Raw genomic sequence first — 17,021 nt, forward strand, 5'->3', positions numbered from 1 at the left:
CCCCCCCGCCGCTACCAGATCAATGCGGCGTCGATCAGAAGTCCGCGCGGATGCCGAAGGTCACCCGGCGCCCGGAGAACTCGTACTGGGTCGGGAAGGCCTTGTTGATCGTATAACCGCTGGTCTTTTCATCCAGCAGGTTGATCGCTTCCAGGTTCACCTTCCAGGTGTCGTTCAGGCGCAGGCCGATGGAGGCGTCCAGCTGACCATAGGCATCGCGGTAGACCGGGTACATGTTCAGGTGGATGTACTCGACGTACTTGTCCTTGTAGTTGTACGAGGCGCGCGCGCTGAAGCGATCGTTCTCGTAGTACAGGGTGAAGTTGTACGCCTTCTCGGCAAGGCCTTCCGGCGGGGTGGGAATGTCCAGGTCCGAAGCGCCGGTCAGCGAGTTGTCCAGCTGGGTGTAGTTGGCATTGATGCCCCAGCCTTCCAGCGCCGGATGCAGCATCGACAACGGCAGCTGCGCCACCAGCTCCACGCCGGTCACCTTGTAGGAACCGTCCGCATTGACCGGCTGGTAGACCTCGAAGTCGTAGTAGCCGTCCAGCGAACCGTTGGCGTTGAGCTTCTCCACGCCGGGCACGATGCCGGTCAGCGACTGCCGCACCACGCCATCGATCTTCTTGGAGAAATACGATGCGGCCAGCAGTCCGCCGTTCTGCAGGTACTTCTCAAGGCCCACTTCCCACTGCCGGGCGGTAGTCGGTTTCAGGGCCGGGTTGCCGTCCATGAAGCGGAAGCTGCTCCAGCTGACCGTGCGGCGGTAGGCGATGTCGGTCAGCGACGGGCGCATCAGCGTTTCCGATGCGGCACCGCGCAGCACCAGGCCATCGGCGATCTCGGCGGTCATGTTGAAGCTGGGCAGCACATCGCTGTAATCACCACTGCTGGAAATCGGCGTGGGCGTGTAGCCGTTGCTGCCATCGGCGTTCTGCACCGGGTGGAAGCCGGCCGAATCGACATCGGTGTCGATCGAGCGCACACCCAGGTTGGCATATACCGGCACGCGGCCGATATCGAAGTAGAAATCAGCCATGGCGTACAGCGCCAGGGTCTTCTCCTTCACTTCGTAGTACTGGCCCGGATCAATCGGCGTGCTGTAGCCGGGGTAGCGGAACGTCGCGCGTGCGTAGGCGTTGGACACCTGCTGCCAGTCCAGATCGCTGGGGCGATAGCCACCGCCCGGCGCCAGCTGGCTGATCCAGGTCGGGTTGCTGTCGGCCAGGGTGCGGGTGTTCACCCAGGCCACGCTGCCGGCGCTGGGGCCCTGGATCTTGCCGCTGCCGAACGCGCGTTCCTTGGTTTTGTCGGTATAGCGCGCGCCGAACTGCACAGCGTTGAGCGCGGGGAAGAACGCCAGCTCCAGCTGCCGGCGCAGGTCGAGCTGCGCGGCGTACTTGTCATCCTTCACGTTCTCCACTTCGGTTTCGTAGGCCTCGAACAGGTATTTCTCCGGCGAGGCATACATGTTGAAACCGTTGGAGGCTGCACTGGGCACGGTCTCGCCGCCGTTGGCGGTCCAGCGCGTGCGCGAGGGCGCATAGGCCACATGCTTCAGGTTGGCGTAGTCCGAATCCTTGCGCGCGCCGGAATAGCCCACCAGCGCGTCGATATCCCAGCCGCCCACCTTCCAGTCCAGCTTGCTGCTGAACTGACGGTAGTCGGTGTTGGCGCTGCGTTCCTTGCTGAGGATCTCGTGCTGGGTGGCGGTGTAGGACACATCCTTCAGCACGGTGATGCCATAGGCCGACAGGGTGTCGCTGTCGTAGTCGTGGATGGTGTCGAGCGTGCTGCGGCTGGAGGCCGAATAGGCAGCCGCATCGTACTCGTCCTCATGCGTGTCGTAGCCACCGAACATGGCATCGAAGCTGAGCGAGAACGTATCGCTGGGCTTGAACTGCAGCGATGCGGTGGCGCCCCACTGGTCCTGTTCGTTCAGATAGACGCGGTCGCCGACCTTGTCCTGGAAGATGATGCGGCTGGTTTCATCCTTGTCCATGCGATCCTGCACGATGATGCCCGCATCGCGCGCCAGCACCGCCGCGGCCTGCGCGCCGCGCGTGCCTGACGCCTCCAGGAAGCGCCCCATCGGCCGGAAGTTGATGCCCGAGTTGGAATCAGTACGGTTCGTGCGCTTGGCCTTGGAGAACGACACCAGGCCACCCCAGTCGCCCCAGGTATCACTGGCCAGGAACGAGATCTTCGGATCGATCTTGCCGTTGATCGAGTTATGCGAGGCTTCGGCCGAGGCGCTGAACTTCGGCTCGGCATAGTCGAACGGCTTGGCGGTTTCGATGTAGACCGAACCGGCGATGCCGCCTTCCTCGTCGGCTGCGGTCGGCGACTTCTGCACGGTGACCGTCTGCACCACGTCGGCGGCGAAGATGTCGAACTGCACATCGCGCCCACCACTGCCCGAGGCCGTGGCCAGGTTGTTGATCGAGACCAGGGTGAACTCGCTGGGCAGGCCACGCACGCTGACCTTGCTGCCCAGGCCCTTGTTGCGCTCGATGGTGACACCGGGCATGCGCTGCAGCGCTTCGGCCAGGTTCTGTTCGGGGAAGTCGGCCACGTCGGTGGCCACGATCGAATCGGAGAAACCGATGTTGGCGCGCTTGAGGTCGACGGCCTTCTCAAGGCTCTTGGCGTAGCTGCCGGTCACGGTCACCGTGTCCAACTGCTGCAGCTGTTGGCGGGTATCGCCATCGGCGGCCTTTTCGGCCATCGCGTCGATGGGCAGCACGGCCAGGCCGCCGATCAGCACCGCATGCACGGCGCGGGACAAAAGCTTCGCATGGGGAGCCGCAGCGGCGGCTTCCCGGATCTGGTGACGCATCGGATGATTTCCCGGTTCCCTGTGGTGTCTTACGCCGCGCCTGCCCCTTTATCCGTGGGTGCAGGCCCCTGCGCCGCGTTGCCGACGTTCGGCGGGCACCGAGCCTAGGGGGGAATTGTTAAGCCTGTGTTGCGCTGCGCGAGGGACGGCGCCCGAACCACCAGCCCAGCAGCAGTTGCACCGGCAGTGACAGCAGCAGGGAAGCCGCGAACCAGCGCGGGAAATCGCCGCCCATCAGCCACACACCATAAACGGCACCGAGCACCAGCAGCAGCCACACCGACGTGCCATGCGCGCGCGGCCAGCGCGGCGCGTAGTAGGTCGCGAAGGCAATGGCGGCGATGCCGCCCAGCACGCTGAAGGCCAGGTCCCAGCCCAGCTGCGCTTCACTGCCCGGGTGCAGGCCGAACAACGACGGCAGCCAGCCGCCAGCGCTGCTGACCAGGGCCAGGGCAAGCAGCGCACCGATCAGGGCGACGATGGACAGGAAGATGGTTTTGAGCATCTCGGGCATGCCGCCATTGTACGGCGTGCGGGCATGGGGAGCGTTGAGCGTGCGCGACGTTGATCTTGTAGAGTCGAGCTTGCTCGACTGCTGTGCTAGCCCAGTCGAGCAAGCTCGACTCTACGGATGAAGCCAGTCGAGCAAGCTCGACTCTACGGATGAAGCCAGTCGAGCAAGCTCGACTCTACCGCTGGGTTACGCCTTGCCGGCGGCCTGCAAGGCGGCGAACTCTTCATCGCTGAACAAGCGCGAGCGCACCAGGAAGCGCACGCCCTCGCCGTTCTCCAGCGAAAACATGCCGCCGCGACCGGGCACCACGTCGATGATCAGCTGTGTGTGCTTCCAGTATTCGAACTGCGAGGGGCTGATGTGGAACGGCGCACCGCCGATCTCACCCAGGCAGACATCGCGGTCGCCCACGATGAAATCGCCCTGCGCGAAGCACATCGGCGATGAGCCATCGCAGCAGCCACCGGATTGATGGAACAGCAGCGGGCCGTGGCGCGCGTGCAGCCGCTCGATCAGCTGCAGTGCGGCCAGGGTGGCGGTGACCTGTGGCGGAAGATCGTTCATGTGAGCCTCGTTGCGGGTCAGAGCCGTCTGCCAGTGGCAGAGGGATCTGACCCCTTGCACGGTCGCCGCGCCCGTGGGAGAGGGGGACGGGCGCGGCAGCCGTGCGCGGGAGGGTCAGGCGGCGAAGTCCAGCACCACGCGGCCTTCAATGGTGCCCGCGTGCATGCGCGCGAACACGTCGTTGACGTTCTCCAGGCGGTCGGTGCTGACCGTTGCCGCCACCTTGCCCTCGGCGGCGAACAGCAGCGATTCCTGCAGGTCCAGGCGGGTGCCGACGATGGAACCGCGCACGGTCACCCCGTTGAGCACCATGCCGAAGATATCCAGCGGGAAGTTGCCCGGCGGCAGCCCGTTCAACGACACCGTGCCGCCGCGGCGGACCATGCCCAATGCCTGCTCGAACGCCTTGGGCGACACCGCGGTGACCAGTGCACCGTGCGCGCCGCCGATCTCCTTCTTCAGGAACGCGGCCGGATCGGTGGTGCGCGCATTCACCGTCACCTGCGCGCCCAGGCGCTGGGCAAGCTTCAGCTTGGCATCGTCCACGTCCACCGCCGCCACGTTCAGGCCCATGGCGCGGGCGTACTGCACCGCCATGTGGCCCAGGCCGCCGATGCCGGAAATCACCACCCAGTCGCCCGGCTTGGTGTCGGTCACCTTCAGGCCCTTGTAGACGGTCACCCCGGCGCACAGTACCGGCGCGATCTCCACGAAGCCCACTTCCTTGGGAAGCAGGCCGACATAGTTGGCATCGGCCAGTGCGTACTCGGCGAAGCCGCCGTTGACCGAGTAGCCGGTGTTGCGCTGTGTTTCGCACAGCGTTTCCCAGCCGCCCAGGCAGTGTTCGCAATGGCCACACGCCGAGTACAACCAGGGGATGCCGACCCGGTCACCTTCCTTGATGTGGCCGACCCCGCCGCCCACGGCCACGACGTGCCCCACGCCCTCGTGGCCGGGGATGAACGGCGGGTTCGGTTTCACCGGCCAGTCGCCCTCGGCGGCGTGCAGGTCGGTATGGCAGACGCCACAGGCCTCGATCTTGACCAGTACCTCGCCCGCCCCCGGGCGCGGTACCACCACTTCTTCGATGACCAGCGGCTTGCCGAACTCACGGACAACGGCGGCCTTCATGGTTCTGTTCATGCATGGATCTCCGTAGTGCGCTTGCGGACAGAATGGCGCCGGCGGCGAACCGGCGCCTTGATCACGATCAAACTTCAGAAGAAGCCCAGCTTCTTCGGCGCGTAGCTCACCAGCAGGTTCTTGGTCTGCTGGTAATGGTCGAGCATCATCTTGTGGTTCTCGCGGCCAATGCCCGACTGCTTGTAGCCGCCGAAGGCCGCGTGCGCGGGATAGGCGTGGTAGCAGTTGGTCCACACCCGTCCGGCCTGGATCGCGCGGCCGACCCGGTACAGGCGCGCCGCATCGCGGCTCCACACGCCCGCACCCAGCCCGTACAGCGTGTCGTTGGCGATCTGCAGGGCCTCTTCTTCGGTCTTGAAGGTAGTCACCGCCACCACCGGCCCGAAGATTTCTTCCTGGAAGATGCGCATGCGGTTGTGGCCCTTGAACACCGTGGGCTTCACGTAGAAGCCGCCGGCCAGGTCGCCCTGCAACGTGTTGCGCTCGCCGCCGATCAGCACTTCGGCGCCCTCCTGGCGGCCGATATCAATGTAGGACAGGATCTTTTCCAGCTGCTCGCTCGATGCCTGCGCGCCGATCATCGTGTTCGGGTCCAGCGGGTCACCCTGGACGATCGCCGCCACCCGCGCCAGCACGCGCTCGATGAACTTCTCGTAGATCGATTCCTGCACCAGTGCGCGCGAGGGGCAGGTGCAGACCTCGCCCTGGTTCAGCGCGAACATCACGAAGCCTTCCACCGCCTTGTCGAGGAAATCATCGTCTTCGGCCATCACATCGGCGAAGAAGATGTTGGGCGACTTGCCGCCCAGCTCCAGGGTGACGGGAATCAGGTTCTGGCTGGCGTACTGCATGATCAAGCGGCCGGTGGTGGTTTCACCGGTGAAGGCGATCTTGGCGATGCGCGGGTTGCTGGCCAGCGGCTTGCCCGCTTCCAGGCCGAAGCCGTTGACCACGTTCAGCACGCCCGGCGGCAACAGATCGCCGATCACTTCCATCAGCACCAGGATCGAGGCCGGGGTCTGCTCGGCAGGCTTGAGCACCACGCAGTTACCGGCGGCCAGCGCCGGCGCCAGCTTCCACGCCGCCATCAGCAGCGGGAAGTTCCACGGAATGATCTGCCCGACCACGCCGAGCGGTTCGTGGAAGTGGTAGGCCACGGTGTCCGCATCGATCTCGGACAGGCTGCCTTCCTGCGCGCGCAGGGCACCGGCGAAGTAGCGGAAGTGATCGACCATCAACGGCAGGTCGGCATTGAGCGTTTCGCGGATCGGCTTGCCGTTGTCCCAGGTTTCGGCGTGCGCCAGCAGTTCCAGGTTCTGCTCGATGCGGTCGGCAATGCGGTTCAGCAGCAGCGCGCGCTGGGCGACCGGGGTGCGGCCCCAGCCCTCCCTGGCGGCGTGGGCCGCGTCCAGCGCGGCTTCAACATCGTCGGCATTGGAGCGGGCCACTTCGGTGAACACCTGCCCGTTCACCGGCGAGGTGTTGTCGAAGTACTGGCCGCTGCGCGGGGCGACCCAGTCGCCGCCGATGTAGTTGCCGTAGCGCGGCTTGAAGATCGAACGCGGGTCGGTGGCATGCGGGCGGGTGGACGGTACGGCGTTCATGCGGGGCTCCCAACGGGTTGGCGTAGTGCCCGTGCTGGCGCAAGGACGGTGCCAACTGTGGCGTGCTGCGGCGCGTCACTGGTTCCTGCGCTGTGCTGCCTGCACACCGGGCGCGTGGCTGCGGCGCTGCAGCAGTTGCCTTCCTTGCGGGCAGGCGCGCGATGTGCTGTAAATCGGAACAGGTCCTGAAACAACTGTCGCAGAATGCGACACAGGAGGCTGTCGGTGTCCCCGCTTGCTCCCGACCCGCGCCTGGGCAGTGCCCGGCGCAGCTTCTTCGAACGCGGTGCGGCGCCGGTGGGCGCGGTGCCCGATGCCATCCTGCACTCGTGGCAGCGCTGCCAGCGCCATGGCCTGCTGGTGGATGCGCAACCCAATGCCGAACCGCTGACCGATGGCCGCCTGCGCGAGCTGCGCCAGCGCCGCGAACGGCTGTGGCGGCAGGCCCGGCCCGAACTGGAAGGCTTGGCGGCGGAGATGACCCACAGCGGCAGCATCGTGCTGCTGACCGACGAGGATGGCTGGATCCTGGATGCCGAAGGCAGCACCGGCTTCCTGGACAAGGCCGGCCGTGTGGCGCTGATGCCGGGCGTGCGCTGGGACGAAACCAGCGTGGGCACCAATGCGATCGGCACCGCGCTGGTGGAAGGGCGCGCGCTGCAGGTCCGCGGTGGCGAACACTACTTCGCCCCGCACGGCATCCTGACCTGCTCGGCAGTACCGATCATGGACCCGCACGGCCAATGCCTGGGGGTGCTGGACGTATCCGGCGACGCACGCCTGCCCCACCTGCACGCACTGGCCCTGGTGCGGCAGGCGGTGGCCCAGATCGAGCACCGTGGTTTTGCCGACGGGTTGCCCGACTGCGAGCTGTTGCGGCTGCACCATCAGCCGGTGCTGCTGGGCAGCGCGCGGGAGGGCGTGCTGGGCTTCCGCGGTGGTCGCCTGGTTGCGGCCAATCGTGCCGGCCTGGCCCTGTTCGGGCTGGAGCGCCATGACATCGGAAGAACGCCGTACGAAGCCTTGTTCGAGCAACCGCTGTCACGGTTGGCCGACGATGGCGTGCTGCTGGATCGCCAGGGCCGCCGCCTCTACGGGCTGCGCCAGCCGCGCGGCATGCGGCGCGCGCAGGGTGCGCCGGCGCAGCACGTGCCGCTGGCGCCGCCGGTGGTCGCGGCAGTTCCGCGCGGGCCGTTGTTCGACGCCGCCCAGCAGGCGCAGCTTGATGCGGCTGGGCGGGTGCTGCAGGCCGGCCTGCCGGTGCTGCTGCAGGGTGAAACCGGAACCGGGAAGGAAGTGTTCGCACGTGAACTGCATGCGCGCAGCGCACGCGCGGGCCGGCCCTTCGTTGCGGTGAACTGCGCCGCATTGCCCGAGGGCCTGATCGAATCAGAGCTGTTCGGTTACGAAGAAGGCGCGTTCACCGGCGCACGCCGCCACGGCAGCACCGGTCTGCTGCGCCAGGCCGAAGGCGGTGTGCTGTTCCTGGATGAGATTGGTGACATGCCGCTTGCGCTGCAACCCCGGTTGCTGCGCGTGCTGCAGGAACGCGAGCTGTCGCCGCTGGGCGGCGGCAAGCCGGTGAAGCTGGATTTCGCCCTGGTCTGCGCCAGCCACTGCGACCTGCCGCAGGCGGTGGCCGCCGGGCGCTTCCGCGCAGATCTGTACTACCGCATCGCCGACCACGTGGTGACCCTGGCACCGCTGCGCCAGCACCCCGATCGTGGCGCGGTGGTCGATGCGCTGTGGCAGCAGCTGGGCCACGACCAGGCCCTGCCGGCTGCCACCCGTGCCGCACTGGTGGCCTGTGCCTGGCCGGGCAACCTGCGCCAGCTCAGTGCCTGCCTGCGCACCTTGGTGGCGTTGGCCGGGCCCGGCCAACCGGCGGGCCCGGAACTGCTGCCTGATGTCGTGCGCAACGGCGCGGTGGACACCGTGCCACCTGTACTGGCGTCCACCGCAGCGCTGGGGGAGATGGCCGAAGCGGCGATGCGCCAGGCGCTGGCCGCGTGCGAGGGCAATGTGAGTGCGGCGGCCAAGCGGCTGGGGATCAGCCGCAGCACGCTGTACCGGCGGCTGGGCACACCGCGCGGGGGGTGAACGCGCGGCGGTGCCGGGCTTGTGCGACCCACCCGGCCCGTAGAGTCGAGCTTGCTCGACTGCTCTATGCGAAATGCCGGGAAAGGCCAGTCGAGCAAGCTCGACTCTACCAACGGCGGTGGCCTTCAGCTGGCCAGTACCGAGGCCTGGCGTGCCAGGTCTTCGATGCCCTGCCAGTCGCGCGCCTGCACCAGCGCGGCGGTGGTCAGCCACGAACCACCCACGCACAGCACGTTGGGCAGGTGCAGGAACTGCGGGGCGGTCTGCACGCTGATGCCGCCGGTCGGGCAGAAGCGCACATCGGCGAACGGGCCGTGCCAGGCCGACAGCAACGCCGCGCCACCGGCCTGCACCGCCGGGAAGAACTTGAAGGTGTCCAAGCCGTGCTCAAGACCCACGATCAGCTCCGAACCGGTGGCCACGCCCGGCAGGTACGGCAGGTCGGCATCGCGGGCGGCGGCATACAGGGTGGGCGTTGCGCCGGGCGACACCGCGAAGCGCGCACCGGCCGCCTTCGCGGCCTGCATCTGCGCCGGCGTCATCACCGTGCCAGCGCCGACCACGGCATCGGGCACGGCCTCCACCATCGCCTTGATTGCCTCCAGCGCGCGCGGCGTGCGCAGGGTCACCTCGATCACCGGCAGGCCGCCGCGGAACAGGGCCTGTGCCACCTGCACCGCATCGTCCACGTCATCGGGAGTGAACACCGGGATCACCGGGGCCAGTTTCAGTACCGCACGTACGCGCGGATCAGCGCCGGACATCGAATCGCTCCTCGCCCACCAGGGCCAGCACGTCAGCTTCGCTGACAGGGTTGAAATCGCCGGCGATCGAATGCTTCAGTCCGCCGGCCGCCAGGCCGAAGCGCACGGTGGCCTCGGCATCCAGATCGGACAGGATGCCATGCAGAATGCCGGCGGCGAAGGCGTCGCCACCGCCGATGCGGTCGACGATGCCCTGCAGCTGGCGTACCGGCGCCTGAGCGCGGGTGCCATCGCGGCCCAGCAGCAGCGCGCCCAGTGCGTGGTGGTCCACGCTGATCGCCTGGCGCTGGGTGCAGGCCATCCACTGCAGGTGCGGGAAGGCGGCAAAGGCGGCCGCCGCTGCGGCTTCCACCTTGGCCACCACATCGGGCTGCTCGAACCGCTGGCCGAGGATCACCTCGATGTCGCGGTAGTCGGCGAACACGATGTCGGCCTGCGCGAACAGCTGGTGCAGGATCGCCTGCGCATCGCCGCCCCAGCGCTGCCACAGCTTGGGCCGGAAGTTGCCGTCGAAGGACACGCGCACGCCCAGGGCGCGCGCTGCACGTGCTGCTTCCAGCGTGGCCTGCGCCACGTCCGGGCCCAGCGCCGGGCTGACCCCGGACAGGTGCAGCCACTGTGCGCCCTGCAGCAGTGCCGGCCAGTCGTAGTCGGCGGCGCTGCTGCGGGCGAAGGCCGAATCGGCGCGGTCGTAGACCACTTCGCTGGCCCGCTGCACCGCACCGGTGGTCAGGAAGTACAGGCCCATGCGCCCATCCGGGTCCTGGCGTACGCCGCGCGTGTCCACGCCATGGCGGCGCAGTTCGCCCAGCACGTGCGCGCCCAGCGCATTGCCGGCCACGGTGCTGACCATGGCCACCTCATGTCCGAAGCAGGACAACGAGACACCCACGTTCGCTTCCGCACCGCCCACATGCACCTGCAACTGCGGCGACTGCAGCAGCAGCTCGCGCCCTGGCGCGCCCATCCGCAGCAGCAGTTCCCCGAAACACACGACACGACCCATTTCCGCTCCCTTACGCTGGCCGCCAGCACGTACGGCTGCACGGCGTGGAATCGCACCACGCACCCGCGTGGCGGTTGGCTATCGGTGTCATTGTAGATCCGACCGGCCGTGCGCACAGCCTAGCAAACTGTCGGAAGCATTGTCCCGCAAGCGTCTTGGAGACATTGCAGATCTGTTGCGGTGCAAGATGCCGGAACACGGAGGTGCTGTTACCGTCCGCCTTGACCAGCGGTGTCATTCCGCTGAAACACTCGCGAGACCAGACCTTTGGGAGAGGGGAAAGGCATGCATTCTCGGAACCACGCAAAAAAGACACCGGTTACCTTGCTGACCATGGCCGTCAGCCTGGCACTTTCGGCAAGCGCCGCCGCCCAACAGCAGAGCGAAGCGCCCACCGCCACCAACCTGGACACGGTGAACGTCACCGGCTACCGCGCCAGTGTGGAAAAGGCGCTGGACATCAAGCGCAGCGAATCCGGCGTGGTCGACGCCATCGTGGCCGAGGATGTGGGCAAGTTCCCCGACCTGAACCTGGCCGAATCGCTGCAGCGCATTCCCGGCGTGGTCATCACCCGCGAAGCCGGCGAAGGCCGCAACATTTCGGTGCGCGGCCTGGGCCCGGATTTCACCCGCGTGCGCTTGAACGGCATGGAAGCGCTGACCACGGTGGGCGCCGGCGACCAGAGCGGTGGCACCAACCGCGGCCGCGGCTTCGACTTCAACGTGTTCGCCTCGGATCTGTTCTCGCAGATGATCGTGCGCAAGACCGCCTCGGCCGATGTCGAGGAAGGGTCGCTGGGCGCCACGGTGGACCTGCGCACCGCGCGCCCGTTCGACTACGACGGCTTCACCTTCGCCGCCAGCGGCCAAGCCGGCTTCAACGCCATGGCTGAAAAGGCTGACCCGCGCATGGCCGCGCTGATCGCCAACACCTTCGCCGACGGCACCTTCGGCGCGCTGCTGTCGGTGGCCTATTCCGAACGCCAGGCGCTGGAAGAAGGCTCCAACACCGGGCGCTGGGCCAACGGCACCAGCAACGGTGGCTTTGCCGCCAGCCCGCTGTTCCCGGCCGCGCGCAGCGCCGATGTATACCACCCGCGCTTCCCGCGCTACGTGCAGATGGAACACGAACAGAAGCGCCTGGGCGTGACCGGTTCGCTGCAGTGGAAGCCGACCGATCGCACTGAAATATCGCTGGATACGCTGTATTCGAAGATCGACGCCACGCGCGACGAACACTACATCGAAGCGATCTCGTTCAGCCGCAACCGCGATGCCGCCACCGGTGCCAACCGCCGCCCCGACCGCGACGGCAAGCCGGTGATGGTGGTGCGCAACGGCGAGATCCGCAACAACGCCCTGGTCTACGGCGAATTCGACAACGTCGATATCCGCAGCGAGAACCGCCATGACGAATGGAGCACCGAGTTCAAGCAGGCCAGCCTGAACTTCGATCATCGCTTCAACGATGCGTTCTCGTTGAACGGCAAGCTGGGCGTCTCGCGTTCCAAGCACGAGAACCCGGTGCAGACCACCATCATCATGGACAAGTACGATGTGGATGGTTACAGCTACGACTACCGTGGCAACAGCCGTGCACCGGTACTGAACTACGGCATCGACCCGACCAACCCCAATGGCTGGGAGCTGGCCGAGATCCGCCTGCGCCCGCAATACGTGGACAACGACTTCGACACCGCCGAAGTCAACTTCAACTGGAACATCAGCCCCGGCTTCCGCCTGAAGGGCGGCGTGCTGGCCAAGAACTACACCTTCGACACGCTGGAGCTGCGCCGTACCAGCGAAGGCGCGGTACCCACGTTCGCCAACGGTTCGCGCATCGTGCCGGTGGACCTGACCAGCCAGGCTGGGCTGAAGGGCATCTCCGGTTCGCCGTCGAGCTGGGTGGTGCCGAACCTGGATGCCGTGGCCGACGCGCTGGACATCTACAGCAACACCGGCACGTTCGCGCTGGCACCGCGTGCCAACAACAGCCGCAGCGTGGAAGAGAAGGACCGTGGCGTCTGGCTGATGGGTGAGTTCTCCACCGATCTGGGCAGCATTCCGCTGTCGGGCAACTTCGGCGTGCGCTACGTGCAGACCGAACAGACCTCCAGTGGCGCGGCCACCGTGGGCGGCGTGCTGGTGCCGGCCACCACAAACCGCAAGTACAACGACACCCTGCCCTCGTTCAACCTGGTGGCCGAGATCACCCCGGACTTCCTGATCCGCCTGGGCGCGGCCAAGGTGATGAGCCGACCGGGCCTGGGCAACCTGACCCCCGGCGTGACCGTGGCCGTGGCCGGCGGCGCGCGCACCGTGGCCGGCGGCAACCCGAACCTGGATCCGTTCCGCGCCACCAACGTGGACATGAGCTTCGAGTGGTACTTCAACGAAGGCGCGATGGCCGGCATCGGCCTGTTCTACAAGGACATCGAATCGTTCGTGCAGACCACCCGCGAAGTGCGCCCGTATTCCACCAGCGGCCTGCCCGCCAGCCTGCTGGACGGCACCGGTGCAACGGTGAACGATGACTTCACCTTCAGCATTCCGCTGAACACCCCCGGTGGCGAGCTGTACGGCGTGGAAGCCAACTACACCCAGCCCTTCACCTTCCTGCCCGGCAAGTGGTCGAACCTGGGCTTGCAGCTGAACTACACCTGGGTCGACACCAGCATCCAGTACGTCAACGGCAACGGCGTGGCGGTGATGAAGAACCAGCTGACCGGTACGTCGAAGAACGCCTGGAACGCCACGCTGTTCTACGAAGGCGAGGTCTGGTCAGGCCGCGTGTCGGCCACCAACCGCAGCGATTACCTGACCCAGGCACCGGGCCAGGAAACCGGCTTCAACCTGGATGGCTACCACGGCATGACCGGCACCACCGTGCTGGACGCTTCGATCCGCTACCGCATCAGCGACCAGCTGGAATTGAGCCTGGAAGGCATCAACCTGACCAACGAAGCATCCGACGAATGGGTGTACTCGCCCACCACCGGTCAGCTGCCGCTGCAGTACACCGAAACCGGCCGCCAGTATCTGCTGGGCGTGCGCTACAAGTTCTGATGCAGCCGCGGCGGCGTGTGCGCACGCCGCCGCATTCCCGTGCAACGACATACCGCTGCGGCGCACTGCTGCGGCGCAAGATGCCGCGTCCCATGTGCTTTGTTACGTTCACGCATGACCCGCGGTGTCAGCACGTCGTTGCACCCGCGTCGTGCCGGAGGAGGCCGGCACGAACGCAGCAACGTACCTGCAACGCTTGAGGACACCCTGGGAGGGGATTTCAGATGGATTCGTCGCTCGCGCTTCATCGCGGCCGCGCGCCGCGCGCCGTGCTTGCCCTGTCGATCGGCCTGGTGCTGTGCCAGGCTGCCTATGCCCAGCAGACCCCGGAAGCGGCCGCGTCCGCACCCGATGCGGTCGACCTGGACAAGGTGGAAGTAAAGGCCACCTACCGCGAAAGCCTGCAGCAGTCGCTGGATGAGAAGCGCTACAGCATTGAACAGGTCGATGCGATCTACGCCGAGGACATCGGCAAATTCCCCGATCTGAACCTGGCCGAATCGATGCAGCGCATTGCCGGCGTATCGATCGACCGCGAAGGCGGCGAAGGCCAGCAGATTTCCGTACGCGGCCTGGGGTCGGACTTCACCCGCGTGCGCATCAACGGCCTGGAAGCGCTGTCCACCGCCGGCAGCGGCACCACCGGGGTGAACCGCAGCCGTGGCTTCGACTTCAATACGTTCGCCTCGGAACTGTTCAGCCGGGTCAAGGTGAACAAGACCCAGTCGGCGCAGATGGATGAAGGCTCGCTGGGCGCCACCGTCGATCTGCGCGCCTCGCGGCCGTTCGATTTCGAGGGCTTCCAGGCCTCGCTCAACGGCCAGTACGGCTTCAACGAACTGTCGCGCAGCAAGGACCCGCGCGTATCGGCGCTGCTGAGCAACACCTGGGCCGATGGCCGCTTCGGCGCGCTGATGTCGGTGGCGTGGAGCAAGCGCACCATTTTCGAGGAAGGCTACAACCCGGTCCGTTGGGAACACGGCAACTACCGCAACTCCAACCAGTCCACCGCCGCCAACAACGGCACCTACGGTTTCTGCAGCCCGGTGGGCTACGACCCGCAGACGCCGCGCAACCCGGCCAGCAATGAAACCGCACAGGGCGTCGGCAGCGCCGCCAACCAGGCGCGCAACAACGGCTGGGGCAGCTATGGCATCGATGCAACCCACTGCGGCACCGGCATCGACCGGCCGGCGGCCACGGCAGACAACATCGCCGCCTACGAGACCGCGACCAACGCCTGGATTCCCCGCTACCCGCGCTACGTACGCACCGAACACGAGATCGAACGGCTGGGCGTGACCGGCGCGCTGCAGTTCCGCTTCAGCCCCGACAGCCTGCTGAACCTGGACCTGATGTATTCCCGGCTGGACAAGGATCAGCGCGAGGATTCGCTGGGCGCCAACCTGCACCGCACCGCGCAGTACGGCGGCAAGACCCAGATCGCCGTGCGCGAGGCGCAGGTGGATGCGCAGAACCGCCTGGTCTACGGCGTGTTCGACAACGTGGATTTCCGCACCGAATCGACCTCGATCGAAGAGACCACCGAGTTCAAGCAGGCCAGCCTGAACTTCGAACATCGCTTCAACGACGCAGTGCGCCTGGATGCGCTGGTCGGCCATTCCTCGTCCAGCTTCGAGCGCCCCGTGTTCTCCATGGTCAGCTTCGACAACAGCAACCTGGATGGCTTCGTGCTGGACATGCGCAACGGCGCCAGCATGCCCTCGATGACCTTCCCGTTCGCGCTGGGCGATGCCGCATCGTGGCAGTGGCTGGGTTATGGCACCGCACCGGTGAATGCCAACGGCACCGCGCGCGGCGGCAATATCAGCGAAGTGCGATTGAACCCGCAGTACGTCGACAACAGCTTCGACACCGCCAAGGTCGACCTGACCTTCAACCTCTCGCCCACCTTCACCCTGCGCGGCGGCCTGGCCTACAAGGACTACGGCATGAGCACGCAGGAGTACCGCAACATCAGCTACGGGCGCATGTCGCAGGCGCTGCCCAACGGCGTCGGCGTGGGCGATCTGTCCACCACCCTGGACGGCTTCGGCAAGGGCCTGGACGGCAACACGCCGAACGGGTGGTTGATTCCCGATTTCAGCCGCATCGCCGAACTGCTGGATATCTACTGCAACTGCAACACCGGCACCCTGGGCGGCGACTACCGGCTGGCCGGCGTGGGCCACTACGGCGCATCGAACAACAACTTCGACGTGACCGAGAAGAGCTACGCCAGCTACCTGCAGCTCGATTTCAACACCGAGCTGTGGGACCGGCCGTTCCGCGGCAACCTGGGCCTGCGCTACGTGCGCACGCAGATCGATGCCAGTGGCTATGCGCCATGCCAGGCCGCCAACAGCAACGACCTGTCGTCGCAATGCGAGCCGTTCCTGGGCGTGGCCAGCGCCACCGCCGATGCCGGTGAGCGCCTGCTGGTCGGCACCACCGTCGCCCACCGCTACGACGACTGGCTGCCGTCGCTGAACCTGACGTGGGACCTGACCGACACCTTCGTGCTGCGCTTCGGCGCGGCCAAGACCATGGCCCGGCCCACCCTGTCCAACCTGTCGCCCAGCGTCAGCGGTGGCCCGACCGCCTTCGTCGATGAAGACCGCTACTACTCGATCAACCTGGGCAACCCCAAGCTCGATCCGTTCCGCTCCACCAACTACGACCTGAGCGCGGAGTGGTACTTCCAGGAAGGCGCGCTGCTGTCGGCGGCGGTGTTCTACAAGGACATCGAGACCTACGTGCAGCGCACCCGCCTGCTGACCACCTGGCAGGACATGGGCTATTCGCTGGACCTGCTGCCGGCCGGTTTCAGTCCGAACTCGCTGTTCAACGTGCAGAGCTACTTCAACACGCCGGGCGGCCCGTTGAAGGGCTACGAGCTGACCTACCAGCAGCCCTTCAGCTTCCTGCCGGGCTTCTGGAAGAACTTCGGCATCCAGCTGAACTACACCCACGTCGATTCGAAGATCAAATATCTCTTCAGTTCCGGCAGCGGCGACACCATCGTCACCACCTACACCGAGAACGACCTGCTGAACCTGTCGCCTAACTCGTACAACGCCACCCTGTACTACGACGACGGGCGCTTCAGTGCGCGTGTGTCCACCAGCTACCGCGACGCCTACATCAACCAGATCCTGACCCAGGAAAACGTCTGGGACCTGGACGGCAACCAGTACGCCACTGCCGACGTGACCGGCAAGTACAGCGTGGAGAACGTGGATTTCAACATGTCCTGGAAGTTCAACAAGCAGCTGACCGTCAGCTTCGAGGCGATCAACCTGCTGGACAGCGCCGACGAGCGTTACGTGGACTCGGCCCTGTCCCTGCCCGACCGCTACACCCATACCGGTCGCCAGTACTACCTGGGGCTGCGCTACAAGTTCTGAGCCCCTGCCTGCCC

General features: G+C 66.2%; 10 protein-coding genes. 3 read left to right on the forward strand and 7 right to left on the reverse strand.

Annotated elements, in window-relative coordinates:
• Window positions 1-34: 34 nt before the first annotated feature.
• The 5 genes from IAE58_RS06615 to adh form a co-directional block, all read right to left on the reverse strand.
• Entirely contained in the window at window positions 35-2,788 is a 2,754-nt protein-coding gene (locus IAE58_RS06615; protein ID WP_233614822.1) for a TonB-dependent receptor, read from the reverse strand.
• A gap of 169 nt (window positions 2,789-2,957) precedes the next feature.
• Window positions 2,958-3,353, reverse strand: a complete 396-nt coding sequence (locus tag IAE58_RS06620) for a hypothetical protein (RefSeq protein WP_199933219.1) — start codon at window positions 3,351-3,353, stop codon at window positions 2,958-2,960.
• A gap of 186 nt (window positions 3,354-3,539) precedes the next feature.
• Complete coding sequence (locus IAE58_RS06625) at window positions 3,540-3,917, reverse strand: DUF779 domain-containing protein (protein WP_108754975.1); 378 nt, start codon at window positions 3,915-3,917, stop codon at window positions 3,540-3,542.
• A gap of 114 nt (window positions 3,918-4,031) precedes the next feature.
• Complete coding sequence (gene adhP, locus IAE58_RS06630; RefSeq protein ID WP_199933220.1) at window positions 4,032-5,060, reverse strand: alcohol dehydrogenase AdhP; 1,029 nt, start codon at window positions 5,058-5,060, stop codon at window positions 4,032-4,034.
• Window positions 5,061-5,134: 74 nt separating this feature from the next.
• On the reverse strand, window positions 5,135-6,664 hold the full coding sequence (gene adh / locus IAE58_RS06635) for an aldehyde dehydrogenase (RefSeq protein WP_199933221.1): 1,530 nt from the start codon (window positions 6,662-6,664) through the stop codon (window positions 5,135-5,137).
• 225 nt (window positions 6,665-6,889) lie between these two features.
• Between adh and IAE58_RS06640 the strand changes: the two genes are divergently transcribed.
• A complete protein-coding gene (locus tag IAE58_RS06640) occupies window positions 6,890-8,764 on the forward strand; it encodes a sigma-54-dependent Fis family transcriptional regulator (RefSeq protein ID WP_325166842.1) in 1,875 nt (624 codons plus the stop codon).
• A 125-nt stretch (window positions 8,765-8,889) separates the two neighbouring features.
• On the opposite strand, the gene eda is transcribed toward IAE58_RS06640, so the two are convergent.
• Together eda and IAE58_RS06650 are read right to left on the reverse strand one after the other, a co-directional pair.
• Window positions 8,890-9,528: a bifunctional 4-hydroxy-2-oxoglutarate aldolase/2-dehydro-3-deoxy-phosphogluconate aldolase gene (gene eda, locus IAE58_RS06645; protein ID WP_108751699.1), complete on the reverse strand. Its 639-nt coding sequence runs from the start codon at window positions 9,526-9,528 to the stop codon at window positions 8,890-8,892.
• Entirely contained in the window at window positions 9,515-10,534 is a 1,020-nt protein-coding gene (locus tag IAE58_RS06650; protein ID WP_199933223.1) for a sugar kinase, read from the reverse strand. The genes eda and IAE58_RS06650 overlap by 14 nt, the downstream gene beginning before the upstream one ends.
• Before the next feature lie 285 nt (window positions 10,535-10,819).
• On the opposite strand from IAE58_RS06650, the gene IAE58_RS06655 reads away from it, so the two are divergent.
• Window positions 10,820-13,600 (forward strand): TonB-dependent receptor, encoded by a 2,781-nt coding sequence (locus tag IAE58_RS06655; protein WP_199933224.1) that lies wholly within the window; start codon window positions 10,820-10,822, stop codon window positions 13,598-13,600.
• Window positions 13,601-13,824: 224 nt separating this feature from the next.
• Entirely contained in the window at window positions 13,825-17,007 is a 3,183-nt protein-coding gene (locus IAE58_RS06660) for a TonB-dependent receptor (protein ID WP_199933225.1), read from the forward strand.
• The last annotated feature ends 14 nt before the right edge of the window (window positions 17,008-17,021 follow it).

This window comes from Stenotrophomonas sp. S49, from assembly GCF_016624905.1.
Classification (GTDB): Bacteria; Pseudomonadota; Gammaproteobacteria; order Xanthomonadales; family Xanthomonadaceae; genus Stenotrophomonas.

What these genes read in the sequence shown, in the direction of transcription:
- IAE58_RS06625 (WP_108754975.1), bottom strand. Translation starts at nt 3,917, where the DNA reads ATGAACGATCTTCCGCCACAGGTCACCGCCACCCTGGCCGCACTGCAG.
- IAE58_RS06660 (WP_199933225.1), top strand. Translation starts at nt 13,825, where the DNA reads ATGGATTCGTCGCTCGCGCTTCATCGCGGCCGCGCGCCGCGCGCCGTG.
- IAE58_RS06655 (WP_199933224.1), top strand. Translation starts at nt 10,820, where the DNA reads ATGCATTCTCGGAACCACGCAAAAAAGACACCGGTTACCTTGCTGACC.
- IAE58_RS06650 (WP_199933223.1), bottom strand. Translation starts at nt 10,534, where the DNA reads ATGGGTCGTGTCGTGTGTTTCGGGGAACTGCTGCTGCGGATGGGCGCG.
- IAE58_RS06620 (WP_199933219.1), bottom strand. Translation starts at nt 3,353, where the DNA reads ATGCCCGAGATGCTCAAAACCATCTTCCTGTCCATCGTCGCCCTGATC.
- adh (WP_199933221.1), bottom strand. Translation starts at nt 6,664, where the DNA reads ATGAACGCCGTACCGTCCACCCGCCCGCATGCCACCGACCCGCGTTCG.
- adhP (WP_199933220.1), bottom strand. Translation starts at nt 5,060, where the DNA reads ATGAACAGAACCATGAAGGCCGCCGTTGTCCGTGAGTTCGGCAAGCCG.
- eda (WP_108751699.1), bottom strand. Translation starts at nt 9,528, where the DNA reads ATGTCCGGCGCTGATCCGCGCGTACGTGCGGTACTGAAACTGGCCCCG.